General features: G+C 63.8%; 24 protein-coding genes and 1 tRNA gene. All 25 read right to left on the bottom strand.

The features are described from left to right. Positions 1–427 (bottom strand): transcription termination/antitermination NusG family protein (locus C1877_RS13130; RefSeq protein WP_114569375.1); only part of this gene is annotated, 427 nt, incomplete at its 3' end. Positions 428–516: 89 nt separating this feature from the next. Continuing rightward, positions 517–1,164, bottom strand: a complete 648-nt coding sequence (locus tag C1877_RS13125; RefSeq protein ID WP_147274560.1) for a hypothetical protein — start codon at positions 1,162–1,164, stop codon at positions 517–519. A gap of 39 nt (positions 1,165–1,203) precedes the next feature. Beyond that, a complete protein-coding gene (locus C1877_RS13120; protein ID WP_015539082.1) occupies positions 1,204–1,845 on the bottom strand; it encodes an uL22 family ribosomal protein in 642 nt (213 codons plus the stop codon). After that, a complete protein-coding gene (locus tag C1877_RS13115) occupies positions 1,842–4,631 on the bottom strand; it encodes a vWA domain-containing protein (RefSeq protein WP_114569374.1) in 2,790 nt (929 codons plus the stop codon). Before C1877_RS13115 ends, C1877_RS13120 begins: the two co-directional genes overlap by 4 nt. Further along, a complete protein-coding gene (locus C1877_RS13110; protein ID WP_114569373.1) occupies positions 4,628–5,194 on the bottom strand; it encodes a SipW-dependent-type signal peptide-containing protein in 567 nt (188 codons plus the stop codon). The genes C1877_RS13115 and C1877_RS13110 overlap by 4 nt, the downstream gene beginning before the upstream one ends. 50 nt (positions 5,195–5,244) lie before the next feature. Then, positions 5,245–5,799 carry a SipW-dependent-type signal peptide-containing protein gene (locus C1877_RS13105; RefSeq protein WP_181813856.1) on the bottom strand — a complete coding sequence of 185 codons (555 nt, stop codon included), beginning with the start codon at positions 5,797–5,799 and terminating at the stop codon, positions 5,245–5,247. A gap of 39 nt (positions 5,800–5,838) precedes the next feature. Next, positions 5,839–6,345, bottom strand: a complete 507-nt coding sequence (locus C1877_RS13100; protein ID WP_114569371.1) for a signal peptidase I — start codon at positions 6,343–6,345, stop codon at positions 5,839–5,841. 23 nt (positions 6,346–6,368) lie between these two features. Continuing rightward, a complete protein-coding gene (locus tag C1877_RS13095) occupies positions 6,369–7,871 on the bottom strand; it encodes a hypothetical protein (protein WP_147274559.1) in 1,503 nt (500 codons plus the stop codon). 353 nt (positions 7,872–8,224) lie between these two features. After that, on the bottom strand, positions 8,225–8,986 hold the full coding sequence (locus tag C1877_RS13090) for a class B sortase (RefSeq protein ID WP_114569369.1): 762 nt from the start codon (positions 8,984–8,986) through the stop codon (positions 8,225–8,227). Further along, positions 8,979–13,070, bottom strand: a complete 4,092-nt coding sequence (locus C1877_RS13085) for a VaFE repeat-containing surface-anchored protein (RefSeq protein ID WP_114569368.1) — start codon at positions 13,068–13,070, stop codon at positions 8,979–8,981. The genes C1877_RS13090 and C1877_RS13085 overlap by 8 nt, the downstream gene beginning before the upstream one ends. A gap of 10 nt (positions 13,071–13,080) precedes the next feature. After that, positions 13,081–13,575: a DNA gyrase gene (locus C1877_RS13080; protein ID WP_114569367.1), complete on the bottom strand. Its 495-nt coding sequence runs from the start codon at positions 13,573–13,575 to the stop codon at positions 13,081–13,083. 127 nt (positions 13,576–13,702) lie between these two features. Next, positions 13,703–14,713, bottom strand: a complete 1,011-nt coding sequence (locus C1877_RS13075; protein WP_181813855.1) for a VirB6/TrbL-like conjugal transfer protein, CD1112 family — start codon at positions 14,711–14,713, stop codon at positions 13,703–13,705. Then, entirely contained in the window at positions 14,710–15,459 is a 750-nt protein-coding gene (locus tag C1877_RS13070; protein ID WP_114569366.1) for a hypothetical protein, read from the bottom strand. The genes C1877_RS13075 and C1877_RS13070 overlap by 4 nt, the downstream gene beginning before the upstream one ends. A 12-nt stretch (positions 15,460–15,471) precedes the next feature. Next, a complete protein-coding gene (locus C1877_RS13065; protein ID WP_227153583.1) occupies positions 15,472–17,136 on the bottom strand; it encodes an NlpC/P60 family protein in 1,665 nt (554 codons plus the stop codon). Then, positions 17,133–19,601 (bottom strand): VirB4-like conjugal transfer ATPase, CD1110 family, encoded by a 2,469-nt coding sequence (locus tag C1877_RS13060; protein WP_220149918.1) that lies wholly within the window; start codon positions 19,599–19,601, stop codon positions 17,133–17,135. Before C1877_RS13060 ends, C1877_RS13065 begins: the two co-directional genes overlap by 4 nt. Positions 19,602–19,632: 31 nt before the next feature. Then, entirely contained in the window at positions 19,633–20,049 is a 417-nt protein-coding gene (locus tag C1877_RS13055) for a PrgI family protein (RefSeq protein WP_114569364.1), read from the bottom strand. A 9-nt stretch (positions 20,050–20,058) separates the two neighbouring features. Then, entirely contained in the window at positions 20,059–20,274 is a 216-nt protein-coding gene (locus C1877_RS13050) for a hypothetical protein (protein WP_103265156.1), read from the bottom strand. Between the two features lie 146 nt (positions 20,275–20,420). After that, complete coding sequence (locus C1877_RS13045) at positions 20,421–22,256, bottom strand: VirD4-like conjugal transfer protein, CD1115 family (RefSeq protein WP_114569363.1); 1,836 nt, start codon at positions 22,254–22,256, stop codon at positions 20,421–20,423. Next, positions 22,253–22,801, bottom strand: coding sequence for a hypothetical protein (locus C1877_RS13040; RefSeq protein ID WP_114569362.1), 549 nt, complete (start codon positions 22,799–22,801; stop codon positions 22,253–22,255). The genes C1877_RS13045 and C1877_RS13040 overlap by 4 nt, the downstream gene beginning before the upstream one ends. Positions 22,802–22,885: 84 nt before the next feature. After that, positions 22,886–23,734 (bottom strand): hypothetical protein, encoded by an 849-nt coding sequence (locus tag C1877_RS13035; protein ID WP_114569361.1) that lies wholly within the window; start codon positions 23,732–23,734, stop codon positions 22,886–22,888. Positions 23,735–23,854: 120 nt separating this feature from the next. Beyond that, positions 23,855–24,688, bottom strand: a complete 834-nt coding sequence (locus C1877_RS13030) for an ATP-binding protein (RefSeq protein ID WP_103265160.1) — start codon at positions 24,686–24,688, stop codon at positions 23,855–23,857. Continuing rightward, positions 24,663–25,139: a helix-turn-helix domain-containing protein gene (locus C1877_RS13025; RefSeq protein WP_103265161.1), complete on the bottom strand. Its 477-nt coding sequence runs from the start codon at positions 25,137–25,139 to the stop codon at positions 24,663–24,665. The genes C1877_RS13030 and C1877_RS13025 overlap by 26 nt, the downstream gene beginning before the upstream one ends. 14 nt (positions 25,140–25,153) lie before the next feature. Continuing rightward, the gene (locus C1877_RS13020) at positions 25,154–25,444 is read right to left on the bottom strand and encodes a helix-turn-helix domain-containing protein (protein WP_157938949.1); all 291 of its coding nucleotides are present in this window, start codon (positions 25,442–25,444) and stop codon (positions 25,154–25,156) included. A gap of 134 nt (positions 25,445–25,578) precedes the next feature. Beyond that, entirely contained in the window at positions 25,579–25,896 is a 318-nt protein-coding gene (locus C1877_RS13015; protein WP_103265163.1) for a helix-turn-helix domain-containing protein, read from the bottom strand. A gap of 474 nt (positions 25,897–26,370) precedes the next feature. Continuing rightward, a tRNA-Met gene (locus C1877_RS13010) sits at positions 26,371–26,447 on the bottom strand. Between the last annotated feature and the right edge of the window lie 280 nt (positions 26,448–26,727).

Genomic DNA, 26,727 nt, shown 5'->3' with positions numbered 1-26,727 from the left:
TGCGGCCCTCGCTCGCGCGCAGCACGTGCGCCTCGTCGAGGACCGACTCGAGCCACGCCTGCACGCTCGGCGAGAGCGGCGCGTAGGTGCGGCCCCGCCTGCCCACGAGCGGTGCCGGGAACGACAGCTGCCCGAGCGCCTTGGCAAGCGCGCGCACGTCGCGCGTGGAAACGAACACGTACTCGCTGAACATGGGATGCACGACGATGCGCCAGGCGCCCTCGCGCTTCATGTACCGCTCGTACTTGGGAACGAAGCAGTCCTCCACGAGGTCGGAGCCGAGGAGCTGGCGGCACTTGCCCGCCACCGCGTCCTCGCGGCCCTCGGGCACGTGGATGGCGTACCAGCGCAAGTCGCCGTCGCGCGACGGCCTGTCCGACAGGAAACCCGTCGGCAAACCCACGCGCTGCCGTGCCTCCGTTGCCATTACGTCCTCTCCCCTACCCCATTAAGCATTGCCTTGAAAAAGGGCGGAGCCCAAACCGCTCGTCTCACCTTCCCGTCGGCCGTGTCCCCTTACGGTTGACGCTTCTTCCCGCAACTGCTGCGGCAACGTTTCCAAGCGATGAGCGCAACCAACGCGCTGACGATCGCCGCAGCACCCCAAACCAGCACATCTGCCCATTCGTCACCGGTTCGGGGCATGCCCAAAATCCCACCTCCGTCCTGGGCGCTCGGAAGCTCCTCAACCATGAAGGTCCACACGACCTCGCCGTAGGCTCCCTGCAGCTCGTTGCCCGCTTCGACAGGTACTTTGAGAACCGCCCGCAGATCCGCCCTTCCGCCAGGTTGGAGCGTGCCCAGGCAAACCCAGTCTCGAAGGCCGCCTTGCTCGCTGGCAGGCGCTTCGAACAACTTCGCCGACCCGTCCTGCTCGACAGTCAGATGCATCTGGCTCAGCATGCCTTCATGACGTTCGTCAATCGTCTCGGCACGCAGATATATCCTCGCCTCAACATCGTTCGAGCCGTTTTCGACCGTTATCTCCTGCGTTAGCTCGTCCCCCGGCATGACCTCCTTGAATCCGCGGAAGAGATCCGTGCTTTCAGGCAGGAACACGAACGACTTCGCGTCTCCTTCGTACACCACCGACGTCGGATCGGCATACGCACGGCCGGTCGCCGCACACAGCAAAGCCAGGCATGCCAGCAGCGCTCCGAACATGACTCCGGTCATTCTCCGCATCGTCATCAAGGCAACCTCCTATCCTTCGATCGATTGGTCGACCGCGCCACGGGCGAGCGCGCCGCTTTCGACGCATAAACCGCTCGAGCGCCCCCAGGCCTCGGCGAAAGCGACATCCGGCTCCGACTGGATGCCAGCCGCCAGCACGGTCATCTGGAGCTTCCAGCCCTTCTCCTCCGCGAGCGCCTTTCCCTTTTCGGTCAAGGCGGCGCATCTCACCAGTATCTCCGTGGCCTCGCCGGGCTCGACTGGGAGAACGTGATAACTCAATCCGTCGGCACCCTCCAGCCATCCGGAGGGATCTGCCCGCTCGAGCGAATAATCCTCACCCTGCACCGGCATCCGGCCCACCACCTTGCCAGCCTCGTCGACCCAGCAGACAACAAGCTCGGCACGCATCCATGCAGCCGTATCGCCCGTATTGCGCACGACAACGTTCTCCTTCGCCCGGCCCAGGTTCTCCTCAACCTCCACGCTCGCCTCCGAAGGTGCGAACTTGTTCTCCAACGGGCCTTGCGCATCCGCAAGCCATGCATAAGCCGCACCAGATGCCAGCGCCGCCCCAAACAGCACGGCCAATGCGACGGCAATCCGAATTCCACTGCACCCGTAGCCCGTTAACGTGCGTGCAGTGGCATGACGCCCTTCGCGCTTCGTCATGCTGCCCCTCCCTCGTTCGCCCTTACCACTTCGACGGATCCGTCGATTACCCCGAAAACGTTTACAGCAGAGCACTCGTGGGAGAGCCATGCCTCCCTCTCCAGCCGGTTGGTCAGCGTCACCGATGCTTGCGCATAGAGGCTTGAGGCCGGGCGCTCGTCGCTCGTCGGCAGGCTTACCGACGAACCGTGCTCCTCGGCCACGCCCCCCGTCGACCCAACGAACTCGTAGCGCCACGACCACGCTTGGTCCTCCGTTACGCGGTAGGTGCCTATCGGCAGCCCGGCCACCGTGACGCTCCCGTCTGCCGACACCACCGCCCTCACCGAACCGATCAGGAATGCGGATGCCCGGGGGCAATCCTGGGCGAGCTCCTCATAGCGGGCGACGGTGTCCTCGACTTGCTCCACCGTCACGAGGAAGCTGTCACCGGGATGGTACATTGCTCCCGACAGGCTCTTGCCCACCGTCACCGAGCACGCCACAGCTCGCACGCAGACCTGCCCTTCGATCTCGAGGTCATCTTGCGCCTCATTCCCATCCCAGGCGTCGCTCACCGTGCAGGACAGGCCGTATTCTTCCTCCCCAGCTCCAACGGGCAGCACCGTAATCGTCTCGACAGGGTTTCCCGAGGAATCCTTCCACGCCAACGCGAAATCCGGACCCGATGCGTCCGTACCGGCCGGAATCTCGCTGAAGTACGTAACGCCGTCGACAACGAGCCGATAAGCAATATCCACGAACGCGTTGTTCTGCCCGTCGGGCACGTACGATTCCGCCCAAGACACGTTGTCGGCGATGTTGGACGTCTCGCCAAGGTAGACCACGTCGTCCGAAGAGGCCACCTCGAAGTCAAGGGCGGCGGAGTCTATAGGCTGCTCGAACATGCCCAAAGGCTCGCTTTCGAGATCGGCGTACACCCCTGACGTCGCATCGTTGGTGCGCCCCGTGCCTCCGAAGGTTGCAGTGCGCTCAACCGGAATCCGAACCACCAGCTTGCTTCCGTGAGGAATCGCCGCGCCGCCTTCCTCCCGCATGCCGACCCAATTTCCCGAAAAGTCGAAGCCCGACACGTCGACGGTGGATCCGTCGACGACCACCGCCGCACCATCGAGCGGAATCGCTTCTGCCCAACCGGCGTCGGGGCCCAAGTAGGCTCGAGTAAACACCTTGACGGACGATGCATCCGCCGCCTCTGGCAACGAGAACCCAGCGGCGACGACGTCACGCACCACGGCCTCGGTGCCCACGTCCACGGACGATCCGCCCGTGGATTGGGATATGCTTTGGAATATGCTGTTCAGACCTGCGGAGTCAGACGCCGAAAGGTAGTAGTCGGGAGAAGAGCCCTCTTCGTCTACGAAGCGCGCACCCGGGCTGCCCATGCTCGACGCGTCCGGGTAGTTGCTGGACAGCAAATGCATGAAGCGATTCGAATCGTTGTCGCCCCAACCCATCGCGCTCTGGTCGGGCAGGTCTCCCGAGGCGTCGGCCCCGGGGAAAATCCCTATCGAGAACACGGTCGAACCGGCGGTCTTGAGCTCGGACGCCTGACTTATCGCCTCGTTCGCCACTCCGCGATCGTTTCCGTACAAGCCAGGGGCGCCGTCGGTCAGCACCACCGTCACGCGGTTGCGCAGCTCCCCCGTAACAAGGGGGTTCGCCGAGAAGACACCGTTCGCCATATCCAGGCCGTCGTCAACCAGCGTCCCACCGTCCGCGCTAAGCTGGCCTATAGAAGCGAGCGCATTGTCGAAACCCATTTCGGTCGTCATGTCCTGGAAAGCCGACCCATATTGGCTTTGCGCGCTTTGCCCATACGGATACGAGGCGCTTCCGACGAATAGCTCGGTGTTACCTCCGCTCGCGAAGCCGATCACGGCGATACGGTGGGGCACGTCGTCAACTGTCCCGGCGATTCCATCCTCTCCGAGGGAGTTGCTGCGAACACTTTGAACGAACGAGTTCGCCGCGTCTTTGAGTGCCGCGATCCGCGTGACGGTCTGGTCCGTCTGGAAGGAGTAGAACGTCACGCCCTCGAACTGGGGCACAGTGTATCGGCCCTCCGACGTAAGGGGTGCCTCCAACCCCTCCCACGTGTAAGAATATTTCAGAGAAATGAAGCCGGACACGTCAACGTCAACAGCCACATAGGAGCCGTCCCCACCTCGTACGTACAAATTGCCGTTTTCGGCCAGGTCGCCGAGCCGCTTATTGCTGTATCCTGACAACGCATGGTACGACCCTTGGGAGCCGAACCGGTCATCCATCGATCCCGACTGGTCGAGCACGAGCACGATGTCGCAGGGGATCCCCTGCTCAACTATGCTCATGCTGCCAGAGGCGTAGGCTTCCAACGTTATAACCTTGTCGCCTTGACCGTCGGTTTCCAGGCTTTTCGCCAATACGAGATCACCTTCGCCACCCGAGGTACCTCCAGTATCGCCGCGTACCAACCCACCTGCGCGGAGCACGTTGACCGAACGGCTCGAGGACGGATCCGCCACTTGACCGGTTTCGGCCTCATCAGCCTCGGAGCCGTCGTTCTGCCCTTCACCTTCATTCCCGCGTCCGTCCTCGTTCCCGCTCTCGGAGACGCTTCCCCCTTCTTCTTGCGGGGTCTCCTGTTCTGACTCTAGGGCATTCGTCTCGATTTCGCCCACAGCCTCCGTCGGCGTCGTGCCGCCATCGGGCTCCGTATCATCCGCGTAGGCAATGATCGGCACCAAGGAAAGAACTAGGATCACGCACGCGAAAACCGAGAGAGCCTTCCGCTTCACCGTCATGACCAATCCTCCTCATCGGACCAACCCAACGCGCCCAGCACACCATCGCTCCCATCGTTGTTCTGGCTCTGCACGGCCTGAGCGCGGACAGACACCGTCACCTTGGCGCCGGCGTAATCCTTACCTGCCGAACCGTCTAGAGACACGGCATCGATGAGCGGCGGAGATGCCATCCCTCCATCAAGCGGCTGCACCAGGTAGAGCCAGCCGTCTCCCCCGTCGACCCAGGCGCCAGCCCCCGCTTGCTCGGAAAACCGCAGACCCACCGGACCCGTTTCGAGCGCCTCACCACCTGCCGAGCTCGCGGCGACGTCGAGGCGCACGCGCACCCAAGCAGGATTAGAGCCGTCGTTTTCCACATAAACCTTCTTCCGAATGCTCTCGCCGGGTGCGATGCCCTGGGCGCCCAGCTCATCGAAATCCTCGACCAGCCTAATGCTGACGTCCCCTACGGTAACCACGTTCGTCGCCGTGCCGGTGGCCGTAAAGAGCGCCCACGTTCCCATGCACAGCACCGCTGCAAAGCATGCAGCCAGCGATGCGGCAATAACCTTCCTTCTCATTGAGCCTCCTCAAGCCCGTCTGTGGAGCGGCCCTTCGATTTCTACGACCGCTACGCGTCCAACTCGGCCCAGGCTTCGACTGGCGTATTGAAACCCACCTCCTGAATGGCGTACGCTTTGAACGACAACGTGGGCTGCACGGCTCCCTCGACCGCGAGGGCATCCATCATCCCGCTCGTCACACCTTCAAGCACGCTCACCTTGTCTCCGTCTAGGACGGGGAAAACCTGGTCGACCTGGCTTGCGGCAACAGCGCGGTAGAAGACGCCTTCCTCCCCCGGCAGCTGGATCCAACCGTCGGCTATCGCATATGCGATGTAGTCGTCCAGAACGGAAGACTCTTCGATCTTCACGAACACCCAGCTCGCCTCACTGCCTGCTTCCACACTCACCTTCGGATCCTTGGCGATATCGGTTCCGGGAACCATCTTGTACGACTCGCCCGTAGTCTCGGCCAGACCGATATCCACGTTGCCCACGGTGAACACGTTCTCAACCTCGGGAGTGGTGCTGGTCAACCACGCCCACGTGCCAACTGCGCCCAAACAGAGAGCCACGGCTCCTGCGGCCGCCACGGCCACCATCTTGAACTTCCTCGATTCCATATCCATCATCCTTTCATCTTTCGCTTCATATCTTGCACTTTATGCCACGTCGCGCGCACTCCGCGCTTTTCGTCCAAAGGGCCTCGATGAGACCAAGGCCCAGACGAAAAGGCAGGCGATCGCCGCCGCAACCACGAACAGCCCCGGAGGCCGGGAGACCCACGACACCGCGTAGCCGACCAGCGGGACACAGAAGGCCGGGCTGCCAATTACGCTGGCGAACTGAACGGGAGAGCCGTCCGGCTCGTCGTTCGCGTCGCCTTGGGTGCGCAGGCTCGCAGACTCCGCATCCACCTCGATCACCCGGTGGGTGGCCACTGCCTCCCGCCCCTCCAGCGTGAACGTGACGGGATCGCCCACGCGAAGCTCCGACGCATCGACGCTCCGGACGTAGACAAGTGAGCCCACGGGGTAGGTCGGCTCCATGCTCCCGCTGAGCACGACAAACGGTGTGAGCCCCAAAACACGGGGAGCCGCCAAGGCAACGGCCAGCAGCACGCATGCAAGCGCCGCCAGCGCTCCGAGGGATGCCCCGATTCTCTTCACGTCCCTTTCCTTTCACGTTGCCATCAGGTGCGATCACAAGAACTGAAAGTGTCGGAAACGTGGACTTTTTTAGAGCGGTCGGCTATTGTGTTCACTTGATCGACGACAAAGGTCTTCGGTGGAAAAGCCGCTGGTGGGACGAAAGGGGCTAGCCAGCGTGGGAGCGATTCCGCACGGCCGGAAACGTCCACCTTTGCCTTCGACTTTCGCTCCCCTATGTTCATCTCCAAGCCGTCTTTGACATCCACAACAAGCTTGTCGACAAAGCCGACGATGTTCTCTGGCAGTTTGTCCTCAAAAGATTCGAGCAGTTGATAAAATCGCTCCGAATTTCCTCGTTCTATCGATCCTTTGTCAATGGACTCAACTTTAGAAAAGGTGTCAGAAAAGTACTTCTCAATCTCGGTGTTGAACTCGTCGCCAGACTTGCTAAATAGACTTGCAACATAGTTTTGATTGTAATAATCGAACCTGAATTGCCCGGATGAAATATCAAATCCGCTCATAGTGCGAACCTTGATCTGGAGTCCGGAGACGAAAGCTCGCCTGCTCTCCTGCAAGTCTCCCTTAGAAGGATCGAGGGAATTAGCCAACGAGTCCAGGAGGACTGATTTTCCGCTTCCTCTTCCTCCTATTATGGCGTTCAAGCGAGGCGACAAGCCCAAGCATTGCCCTTCAAATTCTATAGACCCGATGAAACTTCCGAGATCATTCTCATCGACGAAGGTTTGACTATGAGTGATTCTTGAAATTTCGCTACCCACAAGTTTTAGCCCGTTGAAATTGGGAAGGGAATTGAAGTATTGGGGCGGTTCTTTCGCGTAGGCCTTGAGATCCTCGAGGCCCTTAGAGTCGGAGAACGCGACGACGGATATCAATTCATCGCTTTCCATTCGCTTTAAAAATTCAACTGCACGAGCGATTTCGCTCTTGCCGCTCGATTCCCAAAAACAGAAAAACTGATCCCTAAACTTCTTTATCTCGTTTGACATCTCCTCTTCTGGTAGAGGATGCCAGTCATAGTCGATTCCTCTCTTGCCCTGCTTCAAAGCATGAGGGCTTAGAACGAAATCGACCTTATAGCCTAAAAGCTCATCCAGCAATTCATGTATATCGACGGGCTGCTTCCCGGGTCCACTTCCGACATTTCTTTTTTCAAGGAAGGCATTGATTTTTGTCGCCAGTGACTGCAATTTCCCCAAGTCATTCATCGCATCGAAATAAACGACCAAATGCTTTGCCGTACCGCCCTTTTCAAGAGCAACGTCGATTTCGATTCCGGGAAGAAGAGAAATGCGGCTTTTCGCGTCGTAGAACGCCTTATACAGATCAAAGCAAATGTGATTGTGATCTGTAAATGAAATCATCTCAAGGTCTTTGAAATCAGAAAGCGCTTCGAGAATGCTGCTCACATATTCCGCCACGCTGAGCTTTTTTAATTTGGGATCGGTAATGGAATAGCATTGATTCGAATGGATATGCAGATCCCATATCTTGCCCCGTGTGCATATGTGCGCGTCGTTCATAATAGCGTCCTATCCAATTTGAGCCGCCCCCCGATAGGCGGATTCCGGAAACTAGCGCACGGGCTTCTTTCTCTAGCCTTCAAAAGAAGCCTGGTCGGCTAATGTCCATCGCTACAATAATGCCATAACCGACAATTTGGTGGAACGCGGCGTCATCGATGATGGTGGGTTTCAGGTTGACCGGCTTCGGGACTATTCAAATTCCTAGGGCATGAACAACTATCGCGGGCTTTACTTCTTCGATTCAGAATTCTGCGCATAATCATATTCGCTAATGCTACCAGCCCTGAGGCAGCACCATGCAAGGAGCGCGTTGCACATGAGAAACATCCCGAGCGCGAAAAGAAACGCTTTCATTCTCGTCTCCCGTCTTCTATCGCATAGACCACCGTCCGAGAGTTGGACGTCTGGTAGCTGCACGTCGCGAAGGCCCAGACCTTAGCATCCAGCAGATCGGGCTTCTCGAGCACGAGGTCGCTGCGCGATATCCGCTCGCTGAGGAAGGTGGTCCTCTCCTCATCGCTTTCGAATGAGACGCGGACGCGCTCGTCATCCGCGTCCACCACGTCCGCCGCCACGACGCGCAGCTCATGGGCCCCGCCGTCGAGGCGGGTGAGCACGAGGATGGTCCGGTGGGCCTCCGCGTACCCGCGGTCGGAGAAGCGCGCGAAGTCGGCGAACACGGTGCCGTCGTCCATGTGGTGCCCGTAGACGATCGAGAAGGGGGAGTCGGGCGAGCACTCCCAGTCCAGATATGGGGTGCCGTAGGAGCCCCGCCCAAGGGCGTCGGCATGGAGGTAGCGGTTGGGCGCGTCCGCCGTCGCCTGGGCGATGGGCTCGTCGACGGACGTGCCCGGCACTTCGACCCAGGCGACGACCGCCTCGGGAAGCGCCGCCCAGTCGATCGGGCTCTCCGATTCAGAGTCCAAGGCCTCGAATACGCCCGGTGTCAAAGTCGGGAGGCCCCCTTCTTCCTCCGGTTTGATCGTCTGCTGCAGGGCGAAGGCGAGCAGGCCCGCCGCGAGGAGCGCCAGAGCGATGCGGAGAGCCACGCCCAGGGGGCGGGCCTTGCGCCCGCCCCCCTTGTCGGCATGCGCGAGATGTCGCCTAGGCATCTTCGCCCTGATCGTCTGAGGCGTCCTTGCGGCGCTTCAGAAGGCCGCTCGCCGCACCGGCCAGGCCGTATGCAGCCAAGGCGATCCCGCCGGCTCCCGCCGCCACTGCGGTCGCGGCTGCGCCGGTCTTGGGATAGCCCTTGCCGGGCGCATCCTCTTCGGGCTCGACTATCGCCACCGTCTGGGCCTCGTCGTCGATGTCGGCGTGCGTCGCGACCTCGATGCCGTCCTTCACGAGCGACTCGAACGCGACGGCGCTCTTGCCCGCGAGCCCGGTGGCGTCGAACTCGAAGGCCACCTCTACCTCCCCGTCGGGGGACTCGGGCGTGAACGCGGCCGAGGCGGATACGCCGTTGCCCTGCGCGTCCTCCAGGGGCTCTCCCGTGGCCTTGTCCATAAGCACGCCCGTCACGACGTACTCCTTGCCGGGGATGAGGTTCTCGTACGTCACCGTGTCGACGATGACCGCGGACTCGCCCGCGACGAGGTTCTTGTCCCCATCAGCCCCGTCGACCGCGTTGGTGCGGATCATCGGGAAGAAGATCGACTGGTTCGCGTCTGCCATGTCGTCATGCACCGCGACGACGTTCCCCTCGGAGTCGGAGAGCGTCTCCGTGAACACGGTAGTCCTGCCGGAGAGCTCGCTCGCGTCGATCTCGAAGGCGACCTCGACGGTGCCCTCGCCCTCTTCAGGCGTGAACGCGACCTCCTGGACGTAGGCATTTCCGTCCCCGTCCATGAGCAGCTCTCCCGTCTCAGCATCCGCGATATGGCTCGTCATCGTATAGGTGTTGCTTGGCGTGAGCCCCGTGTACTCGACCGTGTCGACGAGCTCGAGCCCCTCGTCCGCGATGCCGGTGGCGTCCCCGGTCTCGGGGTTCACGGCCGTCGTGGCGATGTCGACGACGGCCACCGTCTGGCCTTCGTCTTCGATGTCGGCGTGGGCCATGTACTCCTCGCCCTCGCACGTCATGGTCTCGAAGGCGACGAGCCTCTTGCCCGCGAGTCCGGCGCCGCTGAAGGCGAAGGCCATCTCGACGCTTCCCGCGAAGTCCTCGGCCGTGAAGGTCGCCTGGGCGGTGATCTCGTTGCCGTCGTCGTCGAGCGCGGGCTCGCCCGTCTCGGCGTCCATCAGGATCCCTTCGAGCGTGTACTCGTCTCCGGGGATGCAGCCGGTGTACTCGACTGTGTCGATTATCGTCAGGTTCTCGCGCGCCTGGCCCTCGTGGGCCCCGCTTTCGGCATCGGTTGCCGTGGTGCCCATGGTCTTGGGCATGTTAGCTATCTCGAGCTCGAAGACCGCGCTCATGGTGCCGTCCTCCCGCTCGAACATGCCCTGATCGTTCACGAGGAGCTCGTGGACGGCGGCGTTGCCCTCGTTATCCACGTCGCTCACGATGTAGCCTTCGGGGGCCGAAGTCTCCTGCAGATGGTAGGCGCCGTGCACGAGGTAGGAGACATCGATCATGCCGTCCTCACTCGTGACGAGCTCCTCGTCGTAAGTGCCCTCGTCGTTCCAGAGCCTGAAGGTCGCGCCCGCCACGGGCTTGCCGGGGTCGAGGGCGTCGACCTTCTTGACCTTGAGTTCGGTGGGGGCATCCTCGGCTTCGAGCACCTCGTCGAACACGGCGATGTCCTGCCCTTGGTATTCGAGCGTCACGGTCTTCTCGTCGACGTCGAGCGCGTAGCCGTCCTTGGCCTTCGCCTCGTAGACGGTGTAGGTCCCGAGGTAGAGCTCGCCGCTCGTGGCGCGGCCCGCCTCGTCGGTCTCGAGCGTGGCCACGATGTCGCCGGCATGGGCGCGGACCGTGCCGTCGCCCGTGACGATGTCGGATGACGCCTTCACGACGTAGACGGAGTCGGAAACCGGCTCGCCCGTCGCGGAGTCGTGCTTGACGACGCTGATGGTGCCCTTCTGGGGCATGTCGGCGAACTCGACCTCGATGGGGTCATCCCAATCGTTGTAGACCGCCCCGACCGTGATGGTCTTGCCTTCGAGCGCCTTGACGTAGCCCTCTGGCGCCTGCACCTCGACGAGCGTGTAGTCGCCCTGTTCGAGCAGCATCGGCAACGTCACCTCGCCGCGCTCGTTGGTGGTCCAGGTGTCCATGACGTGGGTGTCGGGGTAGTGGCTCTCGTAGGTGACAAGCTCCCCGTCAGAGTCGAGCAGCTGGAACGAGCAGGGAAGCGGGATCTGGCGTCCCGTCTCTGCGTCTGTCTTGACGACCTTGAGCGGCGTCTGCGGGATGTGGTTGTTCACGAGCGCCGGCGGGTCGTACTGCCCCTCCTCGGAGATGGTCGTCTTCCAGTCGGGGACCGGGATGATGTCGTGGCCGTACTCCGCCTTGAAGTCCTCCGCCACGGAGTCCGGGATGACCTCGTGCACCGTGTAGGTGCCGTATGCCAGGGCCCCCGACCAGCCTTGCGGGATGTCCCATCCGTTGACGGCGAGGCCGCCTCGGGTCGATGCGAGGCCGTTCTCGTCGGTGGTGATGGTGCAGACCACCTCGCCGGGCTCGGCCTTCTCGCCGGTCTCGGGAGAGACGATCGGATTCTCGGATGCGTTGATCAGCTGGAACTGCACGCCGGGCAGCAGCACGCGGTCGGCCTCCTGCACTATGCCGGATTCGTCCTCCACCTCGATGGGGATTTCCTTGACCAGGCGGAAGTCGCCGCGCTCGACCGTGTCGGGCGCCTTGGGCGTGTTGTAGGTGTAGACGGCCTCGCCCATGGCGCCGCCGTCGGTTATCTGGATGCAGAACGCCTTGGGCTCGCCGCCCGCCCCGTCGTCGAGGTTGTAGCCGGCGGGCGCTTTGGTTTCCTGTATGACGGCCGTGCCCAAAGGAAGCGTGGGATCCCCGTTGCTCATATGGTAGAGGTCGGGACCCGCCACCTTGTAGGCGTCGGCGTAGTCCGCGAAGCCGTCGGCGTCGGTTGCGAACACCCAGGTTCGCGCGGGATCTCCGGACGCCTCGGCCTCCTCGGCGCTGGCGTAGTGGCCCTCGTAGAAGCGCACGGTGAACTCCGCGCCCGCAAGCGACGCCGAGCCCTGGGGAGCGCTCTCCCCGGTCGTCGCGTCGACCTTCATGACGAGCATGCCGACCGGGTCGGACTTGGGGTAGTCGGCGACGCCCGCGGCGCCGTTGACGGCGCTCGCCATGTCGGGATGGACCTCGACCTCGTAGACCGCCTCGTCGAGGGCGTAGCCCTTGGCGGGGACGGTCTCCTTCACCCAGTAGGTGCCGGGAATGAGCTCGCCCAGCTTGCCTGACCCGCTGCCGTCGGTCTCGATCGAGCCGACCCTCGAGGCGAGCCCGCTGTCCGAGTAGACCCCGTAGACCGCGCCGGCGAGGCTGTAGCAGGGGTTCGACCCGCTGACCTCGGGCAGCGCCGAGCCCTTCTGGAGCACGATCTCGCCGAAGGGGGTGTACCCGAAGGACAGGATGATCTGCGTGCCGGCTCCCGTGCTCAGCTGGAAAGCCTCGAAGTTCCGGGGCACCTCGCCCGTCCGCGCCGCGATCTGGCGGCCGGTCGCGTCCGGGTTGGTCACCTCCCCCGAGTCCCCGAAACCGAGCACGTTGTACTGCACCCAGTCCTTGAACTGCTCGGTGCAGCCGTACATGGCGTAGTTGCCGTCGGAGGTGTAGGTGTCGGACAGGAGGATGTGGGTGAGCGCGGCGTAGTGGTTGTCGCTCATCGTCGACCCGTCGTACCACCTATCCGGCCACATGGAGGCGTCGAAGCCGGGGGCTCCGTAGCCGAACCACAGGTCCGCCACGGCCTCGGCGGTGCGTCCGGAGGGCGCGCTGAGCGCGGATTTGGGGTAGGTTCCGGACGGCGGCGTCGAGGCGGAGGGGTTGCCGCAGTAGGCGATCTTGCCGTCCGCCCACATCCAGTTGGTCGAGTAGCCGCCGTAGTAGATGCTCGACCCGACGGTCAGCTTCGCGGTCTGCGCCGCATGGGCCTCCTCGGCGAACGCCGGCGACAGCGTGGCGAGAAGTCCGGAAAATGCGAGCAGGACGGCGAGGATCGCCCTGAGCGGCGCGGATCGGGTTGCCGCGCCGATGAGGCTTGATTTGCTCATGACGCACCTCCTATCGTGCTGGTTTCTCAAAAGGGGCTTTGCCCTCGGAGAGGGCGGAAGCGCCCTCTCCGAGGGCATGCTCGGCGCGCGAGCTGAGCGATTGCTCCCTGGATTCGCGCAGCGCGAGGTACTCCCTGCGGGCCTCGTCGAGGGCGGTCTTGAGCTGCGCCGGCATGACCTTGACCGTGTCCTTCGCCGCACGCCCCGTCCGCTCGTCTATGACGGGATTGCCCTCGGCGTCGAGGATGGAGCGCTGCAGCCAGACCTCCCTGTTCGTCAGAAGCGGTATGTCGACGAAGTTCTCGCCTCGGTACTTCGAGGGGTTCACGAACATGGGCGAGAACTGGTAGTAGCTCACGTCGTGCCCTTCGATCACCGTCCCCTTCGGCAGCGTCACGGAGTTGAAGGTCCTCTTCTCGCCGCTCTTGGGGTCGGTGTACTCGATATCGGCCTTGACGAAGTTCCTGTGCAGGGTGATGTAGGTGTTCTTCTTCTCTTCGGCCATCGTCTCTTCTCCTTTCCTTGGTATCGGGATGGCGCCGGCCCTTCTCTTTGTTGACCGGGCCCGGGCCGGCGGCAAGGCCCGCAGGGTCTCATCCCGAGGGACGAGGTGTGCCTGCGCGCTTCCATGGTCAGAACCCGCTCACGATGTCGCGGGCCCACGTGCCGCTCTTCACGAGCGAGAGGATGAGCAGGACGCACATGGCCAGGTACTGGAGCGCGTAGGTGAGGCCGTTCGCGATGCTGTCCATCGGCGTCCCCGTGCCGGGGTTGACGGCGACGAGCCCGCCCAGGATGAGGGGGAACGAGACGAGCAGGATGAGGATGATCAGCCCCGCGATGCAGACCGCGGCGAAGTTCTTGATGTAGCCGACGCCGATCTGGCGCGTGTCGTCGAGTGCCATGAGGGACAGCGGTATCGGGCTGAAGGCCGCCATGATGTAGAGCTGCAGGGCCCGCGCCCAGCAGACCACAAGACTCACGATGTAGGCCACCAGCACGACGAGCCAGCTGACGAGCGAGACGAGGAGCATCGCGATGAGCGAGGGCAGGTCGTCGTCCCCCGTGACGATGGAGACCTCGCCTAGGTCGAGCGCGCCCCCCGTGCCGAACAGCGCGATCGTCCTGTCTATCGCCAGCCCCACCACCTCGTAGATCGCCTGCATGAGCTCGAAGCTGTTCTGGATCAGAAAGAGGAACACGGCGAAGAACACGAGCAGGAACACCACCTCCTTCACGCCCGGCAGCGACTGGCTGCCGTCCATGCGCTGGGAGATCTGGATGAGCTTGATGGTGAACACGAGCGAGAGCACCCCGCAGCCGATGGGCAGGATCGCGACCTGCCACACGGCGTGCACGATGTCGTACATGGAGGTCCCGCCCGCCGTCGTGAGCATGCTGCCGAAGTCGGCTCCCAGGATCCCCTCGTAGCCGATCGACTCCAGGACGTTCGCCTGCTGGGAGAAAATCCAGTTGCAGCAGTCGCGCAGCACGCCGCAGAGCCACCCGTTGATGTCGTCGGCGATGCTCGCCCAGGCGGGCCGCGCCGGCAGGAAGATCGCCGCGCAGACGATGAAGGAGAGCAGGGACGCCCTCGCGAAGCGCTCCCTGCCGCCCTGCTTTGCCTCGATGCGCGCGATCATCGGAACGTCAGCTCCCCGGACCCGTCGTCGACCACGGTGACGGGGGTGTTCGCCGCGTCGTCGAGGGTGAAGTTCGTGAGCTTGGTGCCCGCGTTGAAGTCGAGCCAGACCTCGCCGTCCCAGGTCGCCTTGGTCGCATGGGGGGATGCCCCCTTCGCGAACTCGCCGAGGACCGCCTCGAACTCGTCGCGGGTGTGCCCGAACGCGTCGAACAGCGCCTCGTCCGGGTTCCCGATCGACACGTGCGCTTCCTCGGCGACATCGCGCACGAAGGCGCCGCCCAGCTCGTCGCATACGATCCTCTGGGAACCGTCTGGGCCGCTGGTGACGAAGAGCACCGCGAGCTGCTGCGGGCCGTTTACGGTTTGGGAGACGGAGAGCGTCGCGGAGAGGCTCCCGTCCGCGGAGGACTCCTCGTCGAGCGCGTAGTAGAGAACCGTCGTGCCCTCCGGGGACGTCACGACGAGGTTCGTCGGGGTGATGGACAGCGAGGACCCGCCGTCCTCGCTCGTCCAGGACGATCCGGCTAGCGCGGAGAAGCCCTTGGGCGCGCCGCCGGCGGCTCCGGCATCCTCTTCCTCGTCGCCTCGCCCGGCCTCCTGCGGGCTCGCCTGCTCCTGCGAAACGGGATCGGGCCCCGCCTCGCCGCCGTCCTGCGCGAGCGTGCAGCGCGCTACGCTCGATCCGACGAGGATCGCCAGCGCCCCTGCCGCCAAGACGGCGATGATCTTCGTTTTCCTATCCATTCTTTCCTCCTCCTATCCGATGACCTTGATCGCCGCGGTGAAGTAGCCGACGCCCGACGCTTCCCTGCAGACCTCGCCCGAGTAGGGCTCGTGGATGTACTTGTCGTCCCCGATGAAGATGGCGACGTGCCCCGGGCGCCACAGGATGTCCCCGGGCTCCGCGAGCGAGACGGGGACCTTGGTGCCGAACGCGGCCTGGTCCTCGGAGTTTCGCGGGATGGAGATCCCCGCCTGGGCGTAGCAGTACTGGGTGAGCCCCGAGCAGTCGAGCCCGACGCCGGGCGTGGTCCCGCCCCAGACGTAGGGCACGCCGAGCTGGCTGCGCGCCGCCGCGACCACGGTCGACCTCGCCTGGTCCAGGCTCCGGAACTCCTCCAGGCTCATGCCGTCGAAGCGGCGCAGGCCGTAGGCGTCCATGGCCGACTTGAGGCTCTCGACGTAGGACGAGCTCGTCGCCCATCCCGCGTCCTTGAGGCCTTCGGCCATCTTGTCCGAGTCGCGTTTCTCGATCGCCTCGCGGATGAGCGGGTTGTTCGCGTAGTGGCCCGCCTGCAGGAAGACGCGGCTCCTGAAGCGGATGCAGTCCACATCCGAGGTGAACGAGGTGAAGTACGCCGTGATCGCCACCGCCTCGCCCCCGTACTCCTCGTTGGTCGCCCAGGCCGACTTGCCGGTCACCTCTGGGCAGGCGGCGAACGACGAGGACCATTTCATCCCGAAGAGGTTGTGGTCGCGCTCCGCGAGCCGGCTCATGTGGTCGCCCTGGCCCGATTCGCAGATGATCTGGGCTATCGTGCAGCCCGCCGGATGCCCGTAGTCCTCCTGGCACTCGATTGCCTCCTCCACCATCTCGTAGGTAATGTAGGGGGGAAGGCCCGCGAGGCTCTGCTTCGCCGCCTCGTTCTGCCAGAAGCCGAACAGCGCCGCGACGAGCTGGCTTGCGGCGAGCGCGACGAGGATGAACGCGAGCACTCCCGCGAAGACGCCTCCCAAGGGGGCGGCTGCGCTCGCGATGGCGCCGCCTATCGCCTTCGCCGATGTGCTCTTCGCTGCTGCCGCCGCCTTGGCGCCGCCTGCAGCCTCGGCCGTCTTCGCCTGGACGGCAGCCTGGGCGCGGACGGCCGAGGCGCTTGCGCCCTTGGCCGCGCCCTTCCCCTTGGCGGACCCCGCGGCGCGCGACGCCTTCTTGGAGGACGCGCCGGGGCGCTTGCCGGATCCCGCCTGCCGGACGGGACCGTTCGCCTTGCCCGCTCCGCGGGCCTTTGCCGAGAGGCGCTTGGCCAGGACGGCCTTGTCGCGGACGCCGGCGGCTCCCGAGAATTCCTCGGTGTCGTCGAGCTCGTCCACCGCCGCGTTCCCGATCGCCGCCTTCGCTCCGATCGGGGCGCGATGCCCGCCGAGGCGCCCGGGTTGCGCGGCGGTCTGATCCGAAACGGCCGATCCTTCGGCGGCTCCGCGGGATCGCGCGCGTCCCCTCGATGCGCCCCTCGGGACGCGTCCTGCTTTTGCGGCGGCGAGCGGGCTTGCCTCCCGTGCCGCCGTGGACCTTTCCGCGAGCGTCGAGAGCGCCTGGTCGTCGGCGGATTTGACCGTCCCCGAGTTGAGGACCGTCTCCTTCTCGGCCGCCACGAGCTCGCGCATCCCGGCATCCTGGTATGTCTGGCCCTGGCCGCTCATCGCTCAGGGCCCTCCTCGCCATCCGCATCCCGAGACCCGGAGCTCGCCCGCCTGTTCGCCTCGAAGACGGCCTTGCGCTTGAGCTCGGCGATCTCGTCGGGCTTGGTGTTGAACAGGTCGTAGAGCGCGCCCTTCGGGAAGTCGTCCATGATCGGCACGCGCGCGCCGCCCGCGACGAGCAGGCCCTCGCCGGCCTTGATGGAATCGTCTATGTAGCCCGCCTCGGTGTCGGAGAGGGTGAGCAGGTCCACCCAGCTCTTGCGGTCGAGCGCGGACTGCTTGTGCAGCAGGCAGAAATCCGAGTTCAGGACCATGTTGCGGGCGGACTCGTGCGTGAGCATGTAGGTCGAGTTCTGCGTGATTCCGGTGCAGATGAGGTTGAACTTGCGCCCCTCGGCCCAGAACTTGGAGAAGTACTCGATGATGGCGGGATGCCCGAAGAGGCTCTGCACCTCGTCGATGTAGAGCCAGGTGGTGACGCCCCGCTCGAAGTTCTCGTACATGCGGTTTCGCACCGCCTCGAGCGCGGTGAGCATGCCGAAGACGCGCATGTTGCTGGAGAGGTCGTGCAGATCGACGTTGGTGACGCGGTTCTTGAATGCCACGTTGCTCTGGCGGTTGAAGAACGAGAGCGCCCCCTTCACGAAGCGCTCGTAGCGAAGCGCGATGTCGCGCGCCTCCCGTTCGGGCTGCTCGACGAGCACGCGGTAGAAGTCCTCGAGGGTCGGGATGCGGTCTCCCGCCTGGGCGTAGGCGGCCTCGACGCAGCGCGTGATGATGGACTTGTCCGCTTCGGGGAGCCCCTCTGCGCCCTCCGCCATCATGGCGGAGGAGAGGGCCAGGAACGCGTCGATCTTGAAGGCCATCTGGGCGGCGTCCGCCTTGCCTTCGACGTCCGTGAGGTCGAAGGGGTTCATGGACGTGTCCGAGTCGGGCGCGAGGCGGATGTTCTGGCCATTGCAGCTTCCGACGAGGGTGGAGTACTCGCCGGCGGGGTCGAAGATGACGACCTCGTCTTCGGGGAAGGCGAGCACCGTGTTCAGGATCTCGCGCTTGACGCTGAACGACTTGCCCGAGCCGGGCTTGCCGCAGACGAACCCCATGGGGCTCGCGAGCCGTTTGCGGTTGCAGATGACGAGGTTGCCCGACTGCTTGGACTGGCCGTAGTAGCCGCCGCCTTCCTGGTTGAGCTCCTGGGAGGCGAAGGGCATCTGCATCGCGATCTGGCCTGTGGTGAGGTGCCTGGAGACGTTCACGTGGTTGCGCCCCAAGGGGAGCATGGAGTTGAGCGCGTGCTTCTGGCGGTAGTCGAGCCCGACGATCCCGAGGGAGTTCCCCTGGGCCACGGAGACCACCTGCTCCACCTGGCGGTCGAGCTCCTCCAGGCTGTCGGCGTAGGTGTAGACGAGCCCGGTGTAGACGAAGAGGCGCTCGTTCTTGTTGCGCAGGAAGTCGAGCAGCTCCTCCGCCTCCTCCTTCGAGTAGCGCAGCTCGGGCGGGAGGATCGAGTAGTCGTAGCCCTTCTTCACCGCCGCCATCTGCTCGTCGATGATCTCCTTGTCCATCCAGTCGAGCTGGCGCTTCACCATCGCGAGCGCGTCGCTTTGCGCGATGGGCTGGATGTGCAGCGTCACGACGAGCGGGATGGGCAGGTCGATGATGTTCGCGAGGTAGTAGTCCTCGAGCATGCTCCCGAAGTCGCGTATGGCCAGCACGCTCCCGAACACCCCGTCGGACTCGAAGCAGTCCGCCCGTCCCTCGGGCGCGAAGTCCATGAGGTTCGGGGCGATGAGGTTCTTCGTGCGCAGGCCGCGGAACTGGGACAGTTTGTCCCAGCTGAACTCGAAGCGCTTCTTGGGGCGGACGATGGAGTCCATCGCGCGCAGGCGCTCCTCGCCGTCGATCGGGCGCGCGTCGCACCGGATGCGCGCGAGCGTCTGGCACACGTCCGCGCGGATGCGGGCGAGCTTCGGCGTCGCCGCATCCACGTCGTCGGCGCCGACCATGTAGGTGAGGTAGCGGTGGCGCTCGAGGTTGGACACGCCCTCGCGCAGCTTGTCGTTGAGGATCCGGTTGTACTCGTCCACGAGCCCGTCGTCGACGTCGGCGACGTGGCGGAAGAAGCGCTTGGACCCGATCACGTCGGCGGGGATGGGCGTGTTGGCGATCGAGAGCTGCACCGAGGCGTCCGCGTTGAAGTAGTTGTAGAGGCTCGAGAGGACGGAGAAGATGTTCTCCTGGGCGTCCCTTCGCGCCGATTGGTAGCTGATGTCGGAGAACTCGACCGTCTGGCTGAAGAGCCCTTCCTCCACCTGGGCGATGCCGTTTTTGTACATGGCGTCGTATCCGATGTAGTCGAGCTGGCGCTTCGCGGAGTTGCGGGCCTTGGACGTGCGCCTGGCCTTCTCCTCGCGGGCCTTCGCCTCGGCGCCCGTCGCCTTCCTGCCGCCGAGAAGGAGCCCCATGAGGCTCGACTTCCTGGCGGGCGCCTTTTTCCTAGAACTGTTCTGGGCCATGGACCTCGGCCCCCTTCCTCTTGGCCCTGCGGCGCGCCTTGCGGGAGGGCTTTCCTGCGACGGGGCCCGTGTATGTGCAGCCGGCGAGCGCGTCGCCGGTGTCGTAGAGCATCGTCTGGCTGTTCATGGAGTGCTCCCAGAGAAGGGGGAGGAACTCCTCCAGCTTCATCCCGAAGGGGCGCCAGAACCCGGCGAGCCAGAACGGCAGCGCCGCTGCCATGACGGGAAGCGTCGCGTTGCCGACCTCGATTCCGAGCCCGAAGTAGACGATCGCCGCCGCCGCGATGGCGGACGCGAAGCCGAGGGACACGCACGCGAGCGTGCGCAGGCTCATCTTGCCGACGATCTTCTCCTGGTACTCGCCGATGTCCTTCTGAATCGGTATCTGCAATGACATGCCGACCACCTACGCTGGGAGCCAGGATGTGTCGAGCATGCCGAAGTAGACGGCGGCCGCGATGATGATCGCGCCGCCCGCGATGGTCGAGATGGCGCTCGCGATCTGGGAGCCTCCCTGCTGCTCGCGGATGGCGAGGCCGAGCGAGACCGCGCCCCACACGACGAGGAACCCGCCGAGGAAGGTAACGCAGCCCGATACGAGCGTGATTATCTGGGTTAGCATCATGGTTTCCTTTCTTCTTCTCGCCGCGATCGCGGCGATGTGCCCTGGTCGATCCCGAGAGGCGCATGCGGGCGGCGGCCCCATGCGCGGTCGCCCGCGCATGGGCCGGGTCTCCGGGCGCCGCCGCCCCTAGGCTCTTCTTTCCCTCATGCCTCCTCCTTTTGACGTATCCGATAGGACGCGAAGCCGAACCGCTCGGCATGCCTTGCCTCTGGACGGCCGGGATCGATATGCCTGTAACGGGGATGCCGCTCGAGCGGGTACTTCTTGTCCTTGAACGGGAAGGCTCCCGTGATGAGCACGATCGCCTCGTCCCTGGGAAGCCTTCCGACCTCGGACGGTTGGATGAGGTCGCGCTCCTGCCTGTTGTAGTTGCGGGTCCGGCTCGAGTTGGAGCCGCGGGAGTCGTTGAAGGTGATCGTGGAGACGGTCTGCTTTCCGACCGCCTCCGAGATCTCCTTGTTGGTCTCGCCCGACTTCCCGCCGAGGAAGAGCGTCGTGTCGCAGCAGTCCTGGATGGTCTGCGCGTCGTCCTTGTAGCGGCTCTTGAGCTGGGCGAGGGACTGCAGGATGATCGAGCAGGATATGTTGCGGCTGCGCACGACCGCGATGGTCCGCTCGAAGTCCGGGACGTGGCCGATGTTGGCGAACTCGTCCAGGATGAAGTGGACGTGCGTGGGGAGATGGCCCGCATGCCGCCTCAGCGCGACGTTGCAGAGCACGTCGAGCGTCTGCCACATGAGGATCGCGAAGAGGAAGTCGAAGGTCGAGTTGGTGTCCGGCATGCTCGCGAAGACGACCGTCCTCTTGCCCTCCTCGCCGAGCTCGTCGAGGCCCATCTCGTCGCGCTCGAGGAGCTTCGAGACCTCCTTGATGGAAAGGGGCTTCAGGCGCACGTTGCAGCTGATGATGATCGACTTGAGCGTCTTGCCTGCGGCGGTCTTGAACGCCTTGTAGTTCGACAGCGAGAAGTCGTCCTCGGGCGGCACCGGCTCGCCGGTCCTCACCCACGTAAACCCTCCGGCACCGCTCGAGAACGCCCTGCTCTCGAAGTCCCCCTCGGCTGCCTCGCCGGTCTTCACGAGCTTCTTTCCCGTCTCGAGCTCGGCGAAGAGGATGTCGAGCGGGCTCATGTACGATTCGTCCTCCTCCTTCGCCTCCGCGAGCCCGAGCAGGACGAGCAGCCCGGGGAGGTTGCGGTCCTCCTCGGGGCAGTGCGCGAGCAGGTAGGAGACGAGCGCGGTGTAGAGCAGGCGCTCCGCGTTCTCCCAGAACGGGTCTCCGGCATGGTCCTTGTCGCCTGTGGTGTTCTTGATGAGGCATTCGACGAAGGTGAGGACGTCGGCCTCGCTCCTCACGTAGCGAAGCGGGTTGTAGCGGTTCGATTCGGCGAAGTCGATGGTGTTGAAGGAGCGGATCTCGTATCCCGCCTCCGCGAAGAGATGCCCCGTCTCGCCGATGAGGGTCCCCTTGGGGTCTGTCACGAAGTAGCTGGAGTTGAGCTGCATGAGGTTGGGCTTCACGTAGTAGCGCGTCTTGCCGGAGCCCGAGCCGCCCACGACCACGACGTTGTGGTTGCGGTCGGTCTTGAGGTCGAACCTCCCGCGGTCGAGCGCGATCCGCGCGTTCTTCGTGAGGATGATGTTGTTGTCGGGCGCTTTCGCGTCCCCGAACGCCCTCATCTCGGCCCTGGTCGCCCAGCGGGCGCTGCCGTGCTCCTCGCCGTTCCTGGTCCCCTTGGCCGTCAGGCGGTACGACCAGGCGATCCACACCGCGCAGACGAGCAGGACGCCGACGCAGATTCCCGCAGGCTCTCCGGTGAAACCGCCGCCTTTCGCGACGAAGCCCGGCAGCGTGACGGCGGCGGTCGCCAGGTTCGCGATCGGCTCTCCTGGAAGCGACGTCAGGTTCGACGCGTAGAGGTTCCCGGCCGCGAACGCGATCGGCGTCGCCATCAGGGCCGTGATGAGGGAAGGGCTCATTTGGACCTCACCGCCGCGATCTCGACCTCATGGGCCTTGCCGCGCGCCGCCTCTATCGCCTTCGCGCTCTCGCGGGCGGATGCCGCGCGCTCCTCGAGCGGCTGGGCGTCCCTTATCTGCTCGCGGGTCTTTCCGCGCTCCTCGAGCGCCCTGTCGAGGGCGATGTCCGCCTGCTTCTCCAGATCGCCGAACGTGCGGGAGACGCTAGGGGCGTCCTCCACCTTGAAGAGAAGGTGCTCCTTCCCTTTGTCCTCGAAGAAGGCGTGCTCGATGCCCTCGCCCGAGAGCTTCCCGTCGATGATCTCCTTGATGCTCCGGTATTCGGGGAGGGATGCGAACTGCTCCATGCTGAGCTTCGCCCACTCGGAAGGCTGCTCCGCGGCATCCTCCGGGCCCTTTCCCCTTATCTCCCCGCGGGCGTTTCGCAATGCGTTCTTCAGCTTCTCGGCGCTCGCGAGCATCGCCTGCTCGCTTGCGTCCTGGCCGATCCTCAGCACCCAGTCGAACAGCTTCTCGCCGCTCTCGTCCCCGAAATCAGTGGCCATCGGTTCTACCTCCGTTTCTCGCTGGGACAATCTGTCCCACTTCGCAAAACGACAAAGCACGCTCCAGCGGCATCGGATGCCTTGCTAGGAACGTGCTTTGCCGTTTCTTCCCGTTGCGTTTGAAGGGGGGTTGATCGCCGACGACGATTCGCGGGCTTCCGACGAAGCGTCTCTGAGGCTCCTGAGCCTGCTTCTCGCCGCCTCCGACCTCGATCTTCCATCGCTTTCCCGCGACCCCTCAATCAGGGAGGACAATGCATCGCGGGCTCTGCCCGAAGCGGAGACGATGCTGTCGCATGCCCCGTCATGGAACACGAGGGCGCGGGAGGCGCGGTCGGATATCTCGAGCATCGCGCCGTCGAAGCTCGGGCGCTCGTACGCCTTCACCGCGTAGTCGCCGCAACGGCTCTCGAGGATCTTGCATTCAACCTGATCGCCCGCCCGGTTCTCGGAGCAGGCGGTCATGAGGCTCCAGGGCTCGTCGAGCATGGGAAGCCTGTATTCGAGCCTCTCGCATTCGCTCGCGGAAGCCGCGCTCATGCCCACGATGAGATCGTTGAAGCCGTGCCGGTCCCGGCTCAGGCCGCCGAACGAGCAGTTCTCGAACGCCAGCCAATCGCCGGGCTCGCCCTCGTCGCCGATCTTCTTGAGGGTCCACCACTCGTCGCCGCCGTCGACCTGCTGGACGAAGGCCAGATCGCGGTAGACCACGCCCTGCCGTATCGCCCAGTTTCCGCGCCGGAAAAAAGAGCGAAGCTCCTCCATCGAGGATGCTTCGCGGATGTCGTAAGGATAGTCTTCGAGGTAGGGGTCGTCTTGCCAGGCGTATCCGCCGGCTCTCAGCCAGCCGTTCTTCTGGCATTTCGCCGCCAAGGATTCCTGGACGGATGCGTCGGCCCGGTCGGCCCCGATATGCGTCGCAGCGTGCGCCAACGACCTCGCCCCCTTTCGCTGCCCCCCGGATCGGCGCCGTCGGCGTCGGCGGGAGGACGGTTCGCGCCCATTGAACCATCGGGCGGGAGCGGTCGAGGTCGGTGGGCGGCGCGCTCGGTTCTATTCGGTTCCGCTGGTCGCTCGGCCTCCCGGATACCCTCCGGGAAGGCTCCTGAAGTCGACGTCGGGACGCTCGATGCGCGTGCAGGTCTCCTTCAGGCGGGACAGGATGGCGGTCGCCGGATCGCCGAACCCCTGCCGGCTCATTCGCCTCCCGAGGTTCGGGGGGTCGTATTCGCTCGTGACGATCGTCGAGCGCATCTCCCCATACCTCGCGTTCAGGATCTGGAACAGGGTGCGGACGGCCCAATCCCCCGCGCTCTCCTTACCCATGTCGTCGATGACGAGGAGGTCGCATTCGACGTACCTCCTCACGACGTCGAGGGTTGGGCTCGAGTCGTCGAACGTCCGCTGGATCTCCCCGAGCATGTCTATCGCCGTGGTAACGAGCACGCGCTTCTTCGCGTCGAAGAGCCTGCGCGCCAGCGCGCAGGCAAGGGACGTCTTCCCCGATCCGCACGTGCCTTGGATGTAGAGCCCGCTGCCGGGACGGGAGTCAAAGTCGGCGAGGAACATGGCGGCCTCGTTGCTGTCGATGACCGCATTCTGGTAGCGCGGAGGTATGCCGACCGCGCGGAGCTTTTCCGTGTAGCGCCGGTCTTTCTCGGCAGCCCTCCTGGCCTCCTCCTCTTCCTTCGCCGCCCTCTCCTGGTCGCAACCGCACCCTCCGCTGATCCAGACGACCTTTCCGGCGATCAGAAGGGCGAAAGGGGCCTTCCGCCTCCCGCAATGCAGGCATCGGACCTCGGGAGGGGGAGGGTACTCCATCCCCATTTCGGCAAGCTGCGCTTCGGTGAAGCGGCTTGGCTCAGAAGCTGTATCTGTCGAAGCCATCCTCGGCTTTCCTCTCCCTGGGGTTTTTCATCTCTATACTCTCTGGCGGAACTCGATTCGGAGGGCGTCGTCGTGGCCGTTCGGGCAGGGGGCGCTGCCCTTCGGAACTTTGTTCGGCGAAGTCCGTTCCGGTGGGACAGATTGTCCCACCAGCGCCCTTGAGCGGGTTCACGGCGCGGAAGACCTTGGTCGAGCGCCCGTTTCGCAGGCGATGCGAGCCGACCTCGACGACCAGCCCCTTCTCCCTGAGGATTCTGAGGGCCTTGCCGATCGCCCTCTCGCTCACGCCGAGGCTCTCGGCCATGGACCTCTGGGATTCGTAGCAGCCCGCGCCCCCTCCGACCGTGAAGCCGTATATCCTTGCGTACAGCAGCAGGGGGACCCCTTGCAGCTTCAACTGCTTTATCATGAACCTCCGGATCACGATGAAGCCTTCCTCGCCGCCCGCCATGGCCAGCCTCGCCCTTATCTCTCGGGGCTTCCGAGCAGAGGAGCGTTGCGCTCCACCCACTCGTTCAGCTCCCGCCTCGTGACGAGGTAGCCCCTCGTCCTGAACCTGAGCTGGCGGGCGGGCAGCGGGTCCTCAGGCAGCTTGATCAGCTTGTACGCCAGATGCTTGTTGATGTGGAGCATCTCGGCGACCTCTTCTATCGTGTAGATGTCCTTCTCGGTGCAGATGAGCTTGATCTCCGCGACCTGCCTTCTCCCGGCGCCTTCCTCTTTGGCCTTTATCTTCTTCACTCCAGCGTCCGACATGCACGCACTCCTTTCCGACACGCTTCTGCTGAAGCGAACGCGACCGTATGGGCATATGTACATTCAACGGCGGAAGGCGGCTGAACGGACGAGGGGCAGCAGTCGCGGATCCTGTAAAACGCTAAGACGTTCGCTTAAGCAAGCAAGCCGTCCTTGATGCACCGGTCGAGCGTCTCCCTGCAGATCAGGATTCGCCCCCTTACGCGGTGGGACGGTAGCTTGCCCTCCCTGACGAGCCTGTACATGGTCGTGCGCGAGACGTGCACGTAGTCGCACGCCGCCTGTACAGAGAGCCACTCCTCGCCCGCGGGCCCTTTGGAACCCGCATCGCGGCGCGGCTCGGCATCGGCGGGGGACGGCTCCTCGGCGGCCCGGAGTCGCGCCATGACGCCGAGCATCTCGGCAAGCAGGTCCTGCCGATCGTTGGTGCTGCCGGTCTTTCTTGTCTCCATGCCTGCTCATTTCTCTGTCTTCGTGCTTTCCGAAAAGAGACATCTCCTAATCGATGCCTGGCTAGATTATTGGGAATGGGCAGGTGAGCGGCAAACGAGAGGGGCGTTTTTCAGTTCTATTCGGTTCTATTCGCCCCATCGGAGGGGCACGGGAGAATTTCTCCGCGAAAGAAGGAGGACGTGAAACTTTGTGTTCGCAATGTGGAATCGCTGGATCGCCGATCGGCCCGTTTTTGGGCTAATGGCCCTGGCGTTTCATGGGGTTTCCCCAGGTTGCAGATTGTTTCATTGTATTTTAGCCCAAAATTAGCCCATAACCTCATCTCGAAGGGCGCTTCGACGGCGGAAAAAAGTGCCGACGTAGAGGTTCGGGCAAGGGCCAAAGGAGGGCATTTTAGCCCAAATTAGCCCAAAAACAGCCTGATTTGGGCAATAAAAAAGGCCAGAGGATTTAGCCTCTGACCTGGTGTTTTATGGTCGCGGGGGCTGGATTCGAACCAACGACCTTCGGGTTATGAGCCCGACGAGCTACCAGACTGCTCCACCCCGCAACATTGGCGCCTGCCCCTCCTGTCCGGTATACTGCAAACAGGAAAAGCGGCAAGATTGAATATTACTCATGTTTCATGCAGAGGGCAAGCCTTATCTTCCTCTCCACAAAACGCACGCAATTCGAAGAAACGAATTGAGGGGAGCGGATTTCGTTGCGAAGCCCAACAGTTTGGGGAGACTGATTGGCGCGGGCGCTGCGGGGATGCAGTACAATCGACAGCGAAACCATACGCGCGGTTCGTGACGAACCGCCTACCCAAGCGAGCAAGGAGCCCAGCC

Origin of the sequence: Gordonibacter pamelaeae (assembly GCF_003340385.1) — a bacterium.
GTDB classification, from domain to species: domain Bacteria; phylum Actinomycetota; class Coriobacteriia; order Coriobacteriales; family Eggerthellaceae; genus Gordonibacter; species Gordonibacter pamelaeae.
This window is presented reverse-complemented; position numbering and strand designations above follow the sequence as displayed.

Bases quoted from the DNA above. Each gene is read 5' to 3' on its own strand.
- C1877_RS13125 (WP_147274560.1), bottom strand. From the start codon at position 1,164: ATGTTCGGAGCGCTGCTGGCATGCCTGGCTTTGCTGTGTGCGGCGACC.
- C1877_RS13120 (WP_015539082.1), bottom strand. From the start codon at position 1,845: ATGACGAAGCGCGAAGGGCGTCATGCCACTGCACGCACGTTAACGGGC.
- C1877_RS13115 (WP_114569374.1), bottom strand. From the start codon at position 4,631: ATGACGGTGAAGCGGAAGGCTCTCTCGGTTTTCGCGTGCGTGATCCTA.
- C1877_RS13110 (WP_114569373.1), bottom strand. From the start codon at position 5,194: ATGAGAAGGAAGGTTATTGCCGCATCGCTGGCTGCATGCTTTGCAGCG.
- C1877_RS13105 (WP_181813856.1), bottom strand. From the start codon at position 5,799: ATGGAATCGAGGAAGTTCAAGATGGTGGCCGTGGCGGCCGCAGGAGCC.
- C1877_RS13095 (WP_147274559.1), bottom strand. From the start codon at position 7,871: ATGAACGACGCGCACATATGCACACGGGGCAAGATATGGGATCTGCAT.
- C1877_RS13090 (WP_114569369.1), bottom strand. From the start codon at position 8,986: ATGCCTAGGCGACATCTCGCGCATGCCGACAAGGGGGGCGGGCGCAAG.
- C1877_RS13085 (WP_114569368.1), bottom strand. From the start codon at position 13,070: ATGAGCAAATCAAGCCTCATCGGCGCGGCAACCCGATCCGCGCCGCTC.
- C1877_RS13080 (WP_114569367.1), bottom strand. From the start codon at position 13,575: ATGGCCGAAGAGAAGAAGAACACCTACATCACCCTGCACAGGAACTTC.
- C1877_RS13075 (WP_181813855.1), bottom strand. From the start codon at position 14,713: ATGATCGCGCGCATCGAGGCAAAGCAGGGCGGCAGGGAGCGCTTCGCG.
- C1877_RS13070 (WP_114569366.1), bottom strand. From the start codon at position 15,459: ATGGATAGGAAAACGAAGATCATCGCCGTCTTGGCGGCAGGGGCGCTG.
- C1877_RS13065 (WP_227153583.1), bottom strand. From the start codon at position 17,136: ATGAGCGGCCAGGGCCAGACATACCAGGATGCCGGGATGCGCGAGCTC.
- C1877_RS13060 (WP_220149918.1), bottom strand. From the start codon at position 19,601: ATGGGGCTCCTTCTCGGCGGCAGGAAGGCGACGGGCGCCGAGGCGAAG.
- C1877_RS13055 (WP_114569364.1), bottom strand. From the start codon at position 20,049: ATGTCATTGCAGATACCGATTCAGAAGGACATCGGCGAGTACCAGGAG.
- C1877_RS13050 (WP_103265156.1), bottom strand. From the start codon at position 20,274: ATGCTAACCCAGATAATCACGCTCGTATCGGGCTGCGTTACCTTCCTC.
- C1877_RS13045 (WP_114569363.1), bottom strand. From the start codon at position 22,256: ATGAGCCCTTCCCTCATCACGGCCCTGATGGCGACGCCGATCGCGTTC.
- C1877_RS13040 (WP_114569362.1), bottom strand. From the start codon at position 22,801: ATGGCCACTGATTTCGGGGACGAGAGCGGCGAGAAGCTGTTCGACTGG.
- C1877_RS13030 (WP_103265160.1), bottom strand. From the start codon at position 24,688: ATGGCTTCGACAGATACAGCTTCTGAGCCAAGCCGCTTCACCGAAGCG.
- C1877_RS13025 (WP_103265161.1), bottom strand. From the start codon at position 25,139: ATGGCGGGCGGCGAGGAAGGCTTCATCGTGATCCGGAGGTTCATGATA.
- C1877_RS13020 (WP_157938949.1), bottom strand. From the start codon at position 25,444: ATGTCGGACGCTGGAGTGAAGAAGATAAAGGCCAAAGAGGAAGGCGCC.
- C1877_RS13015 (WP_103265163.1), bottom strand. From the start codon at position 25,896: ATGGAGACAAGAAAGACCGGCAGCACCAACGATCGGCAGGACCTGCTT.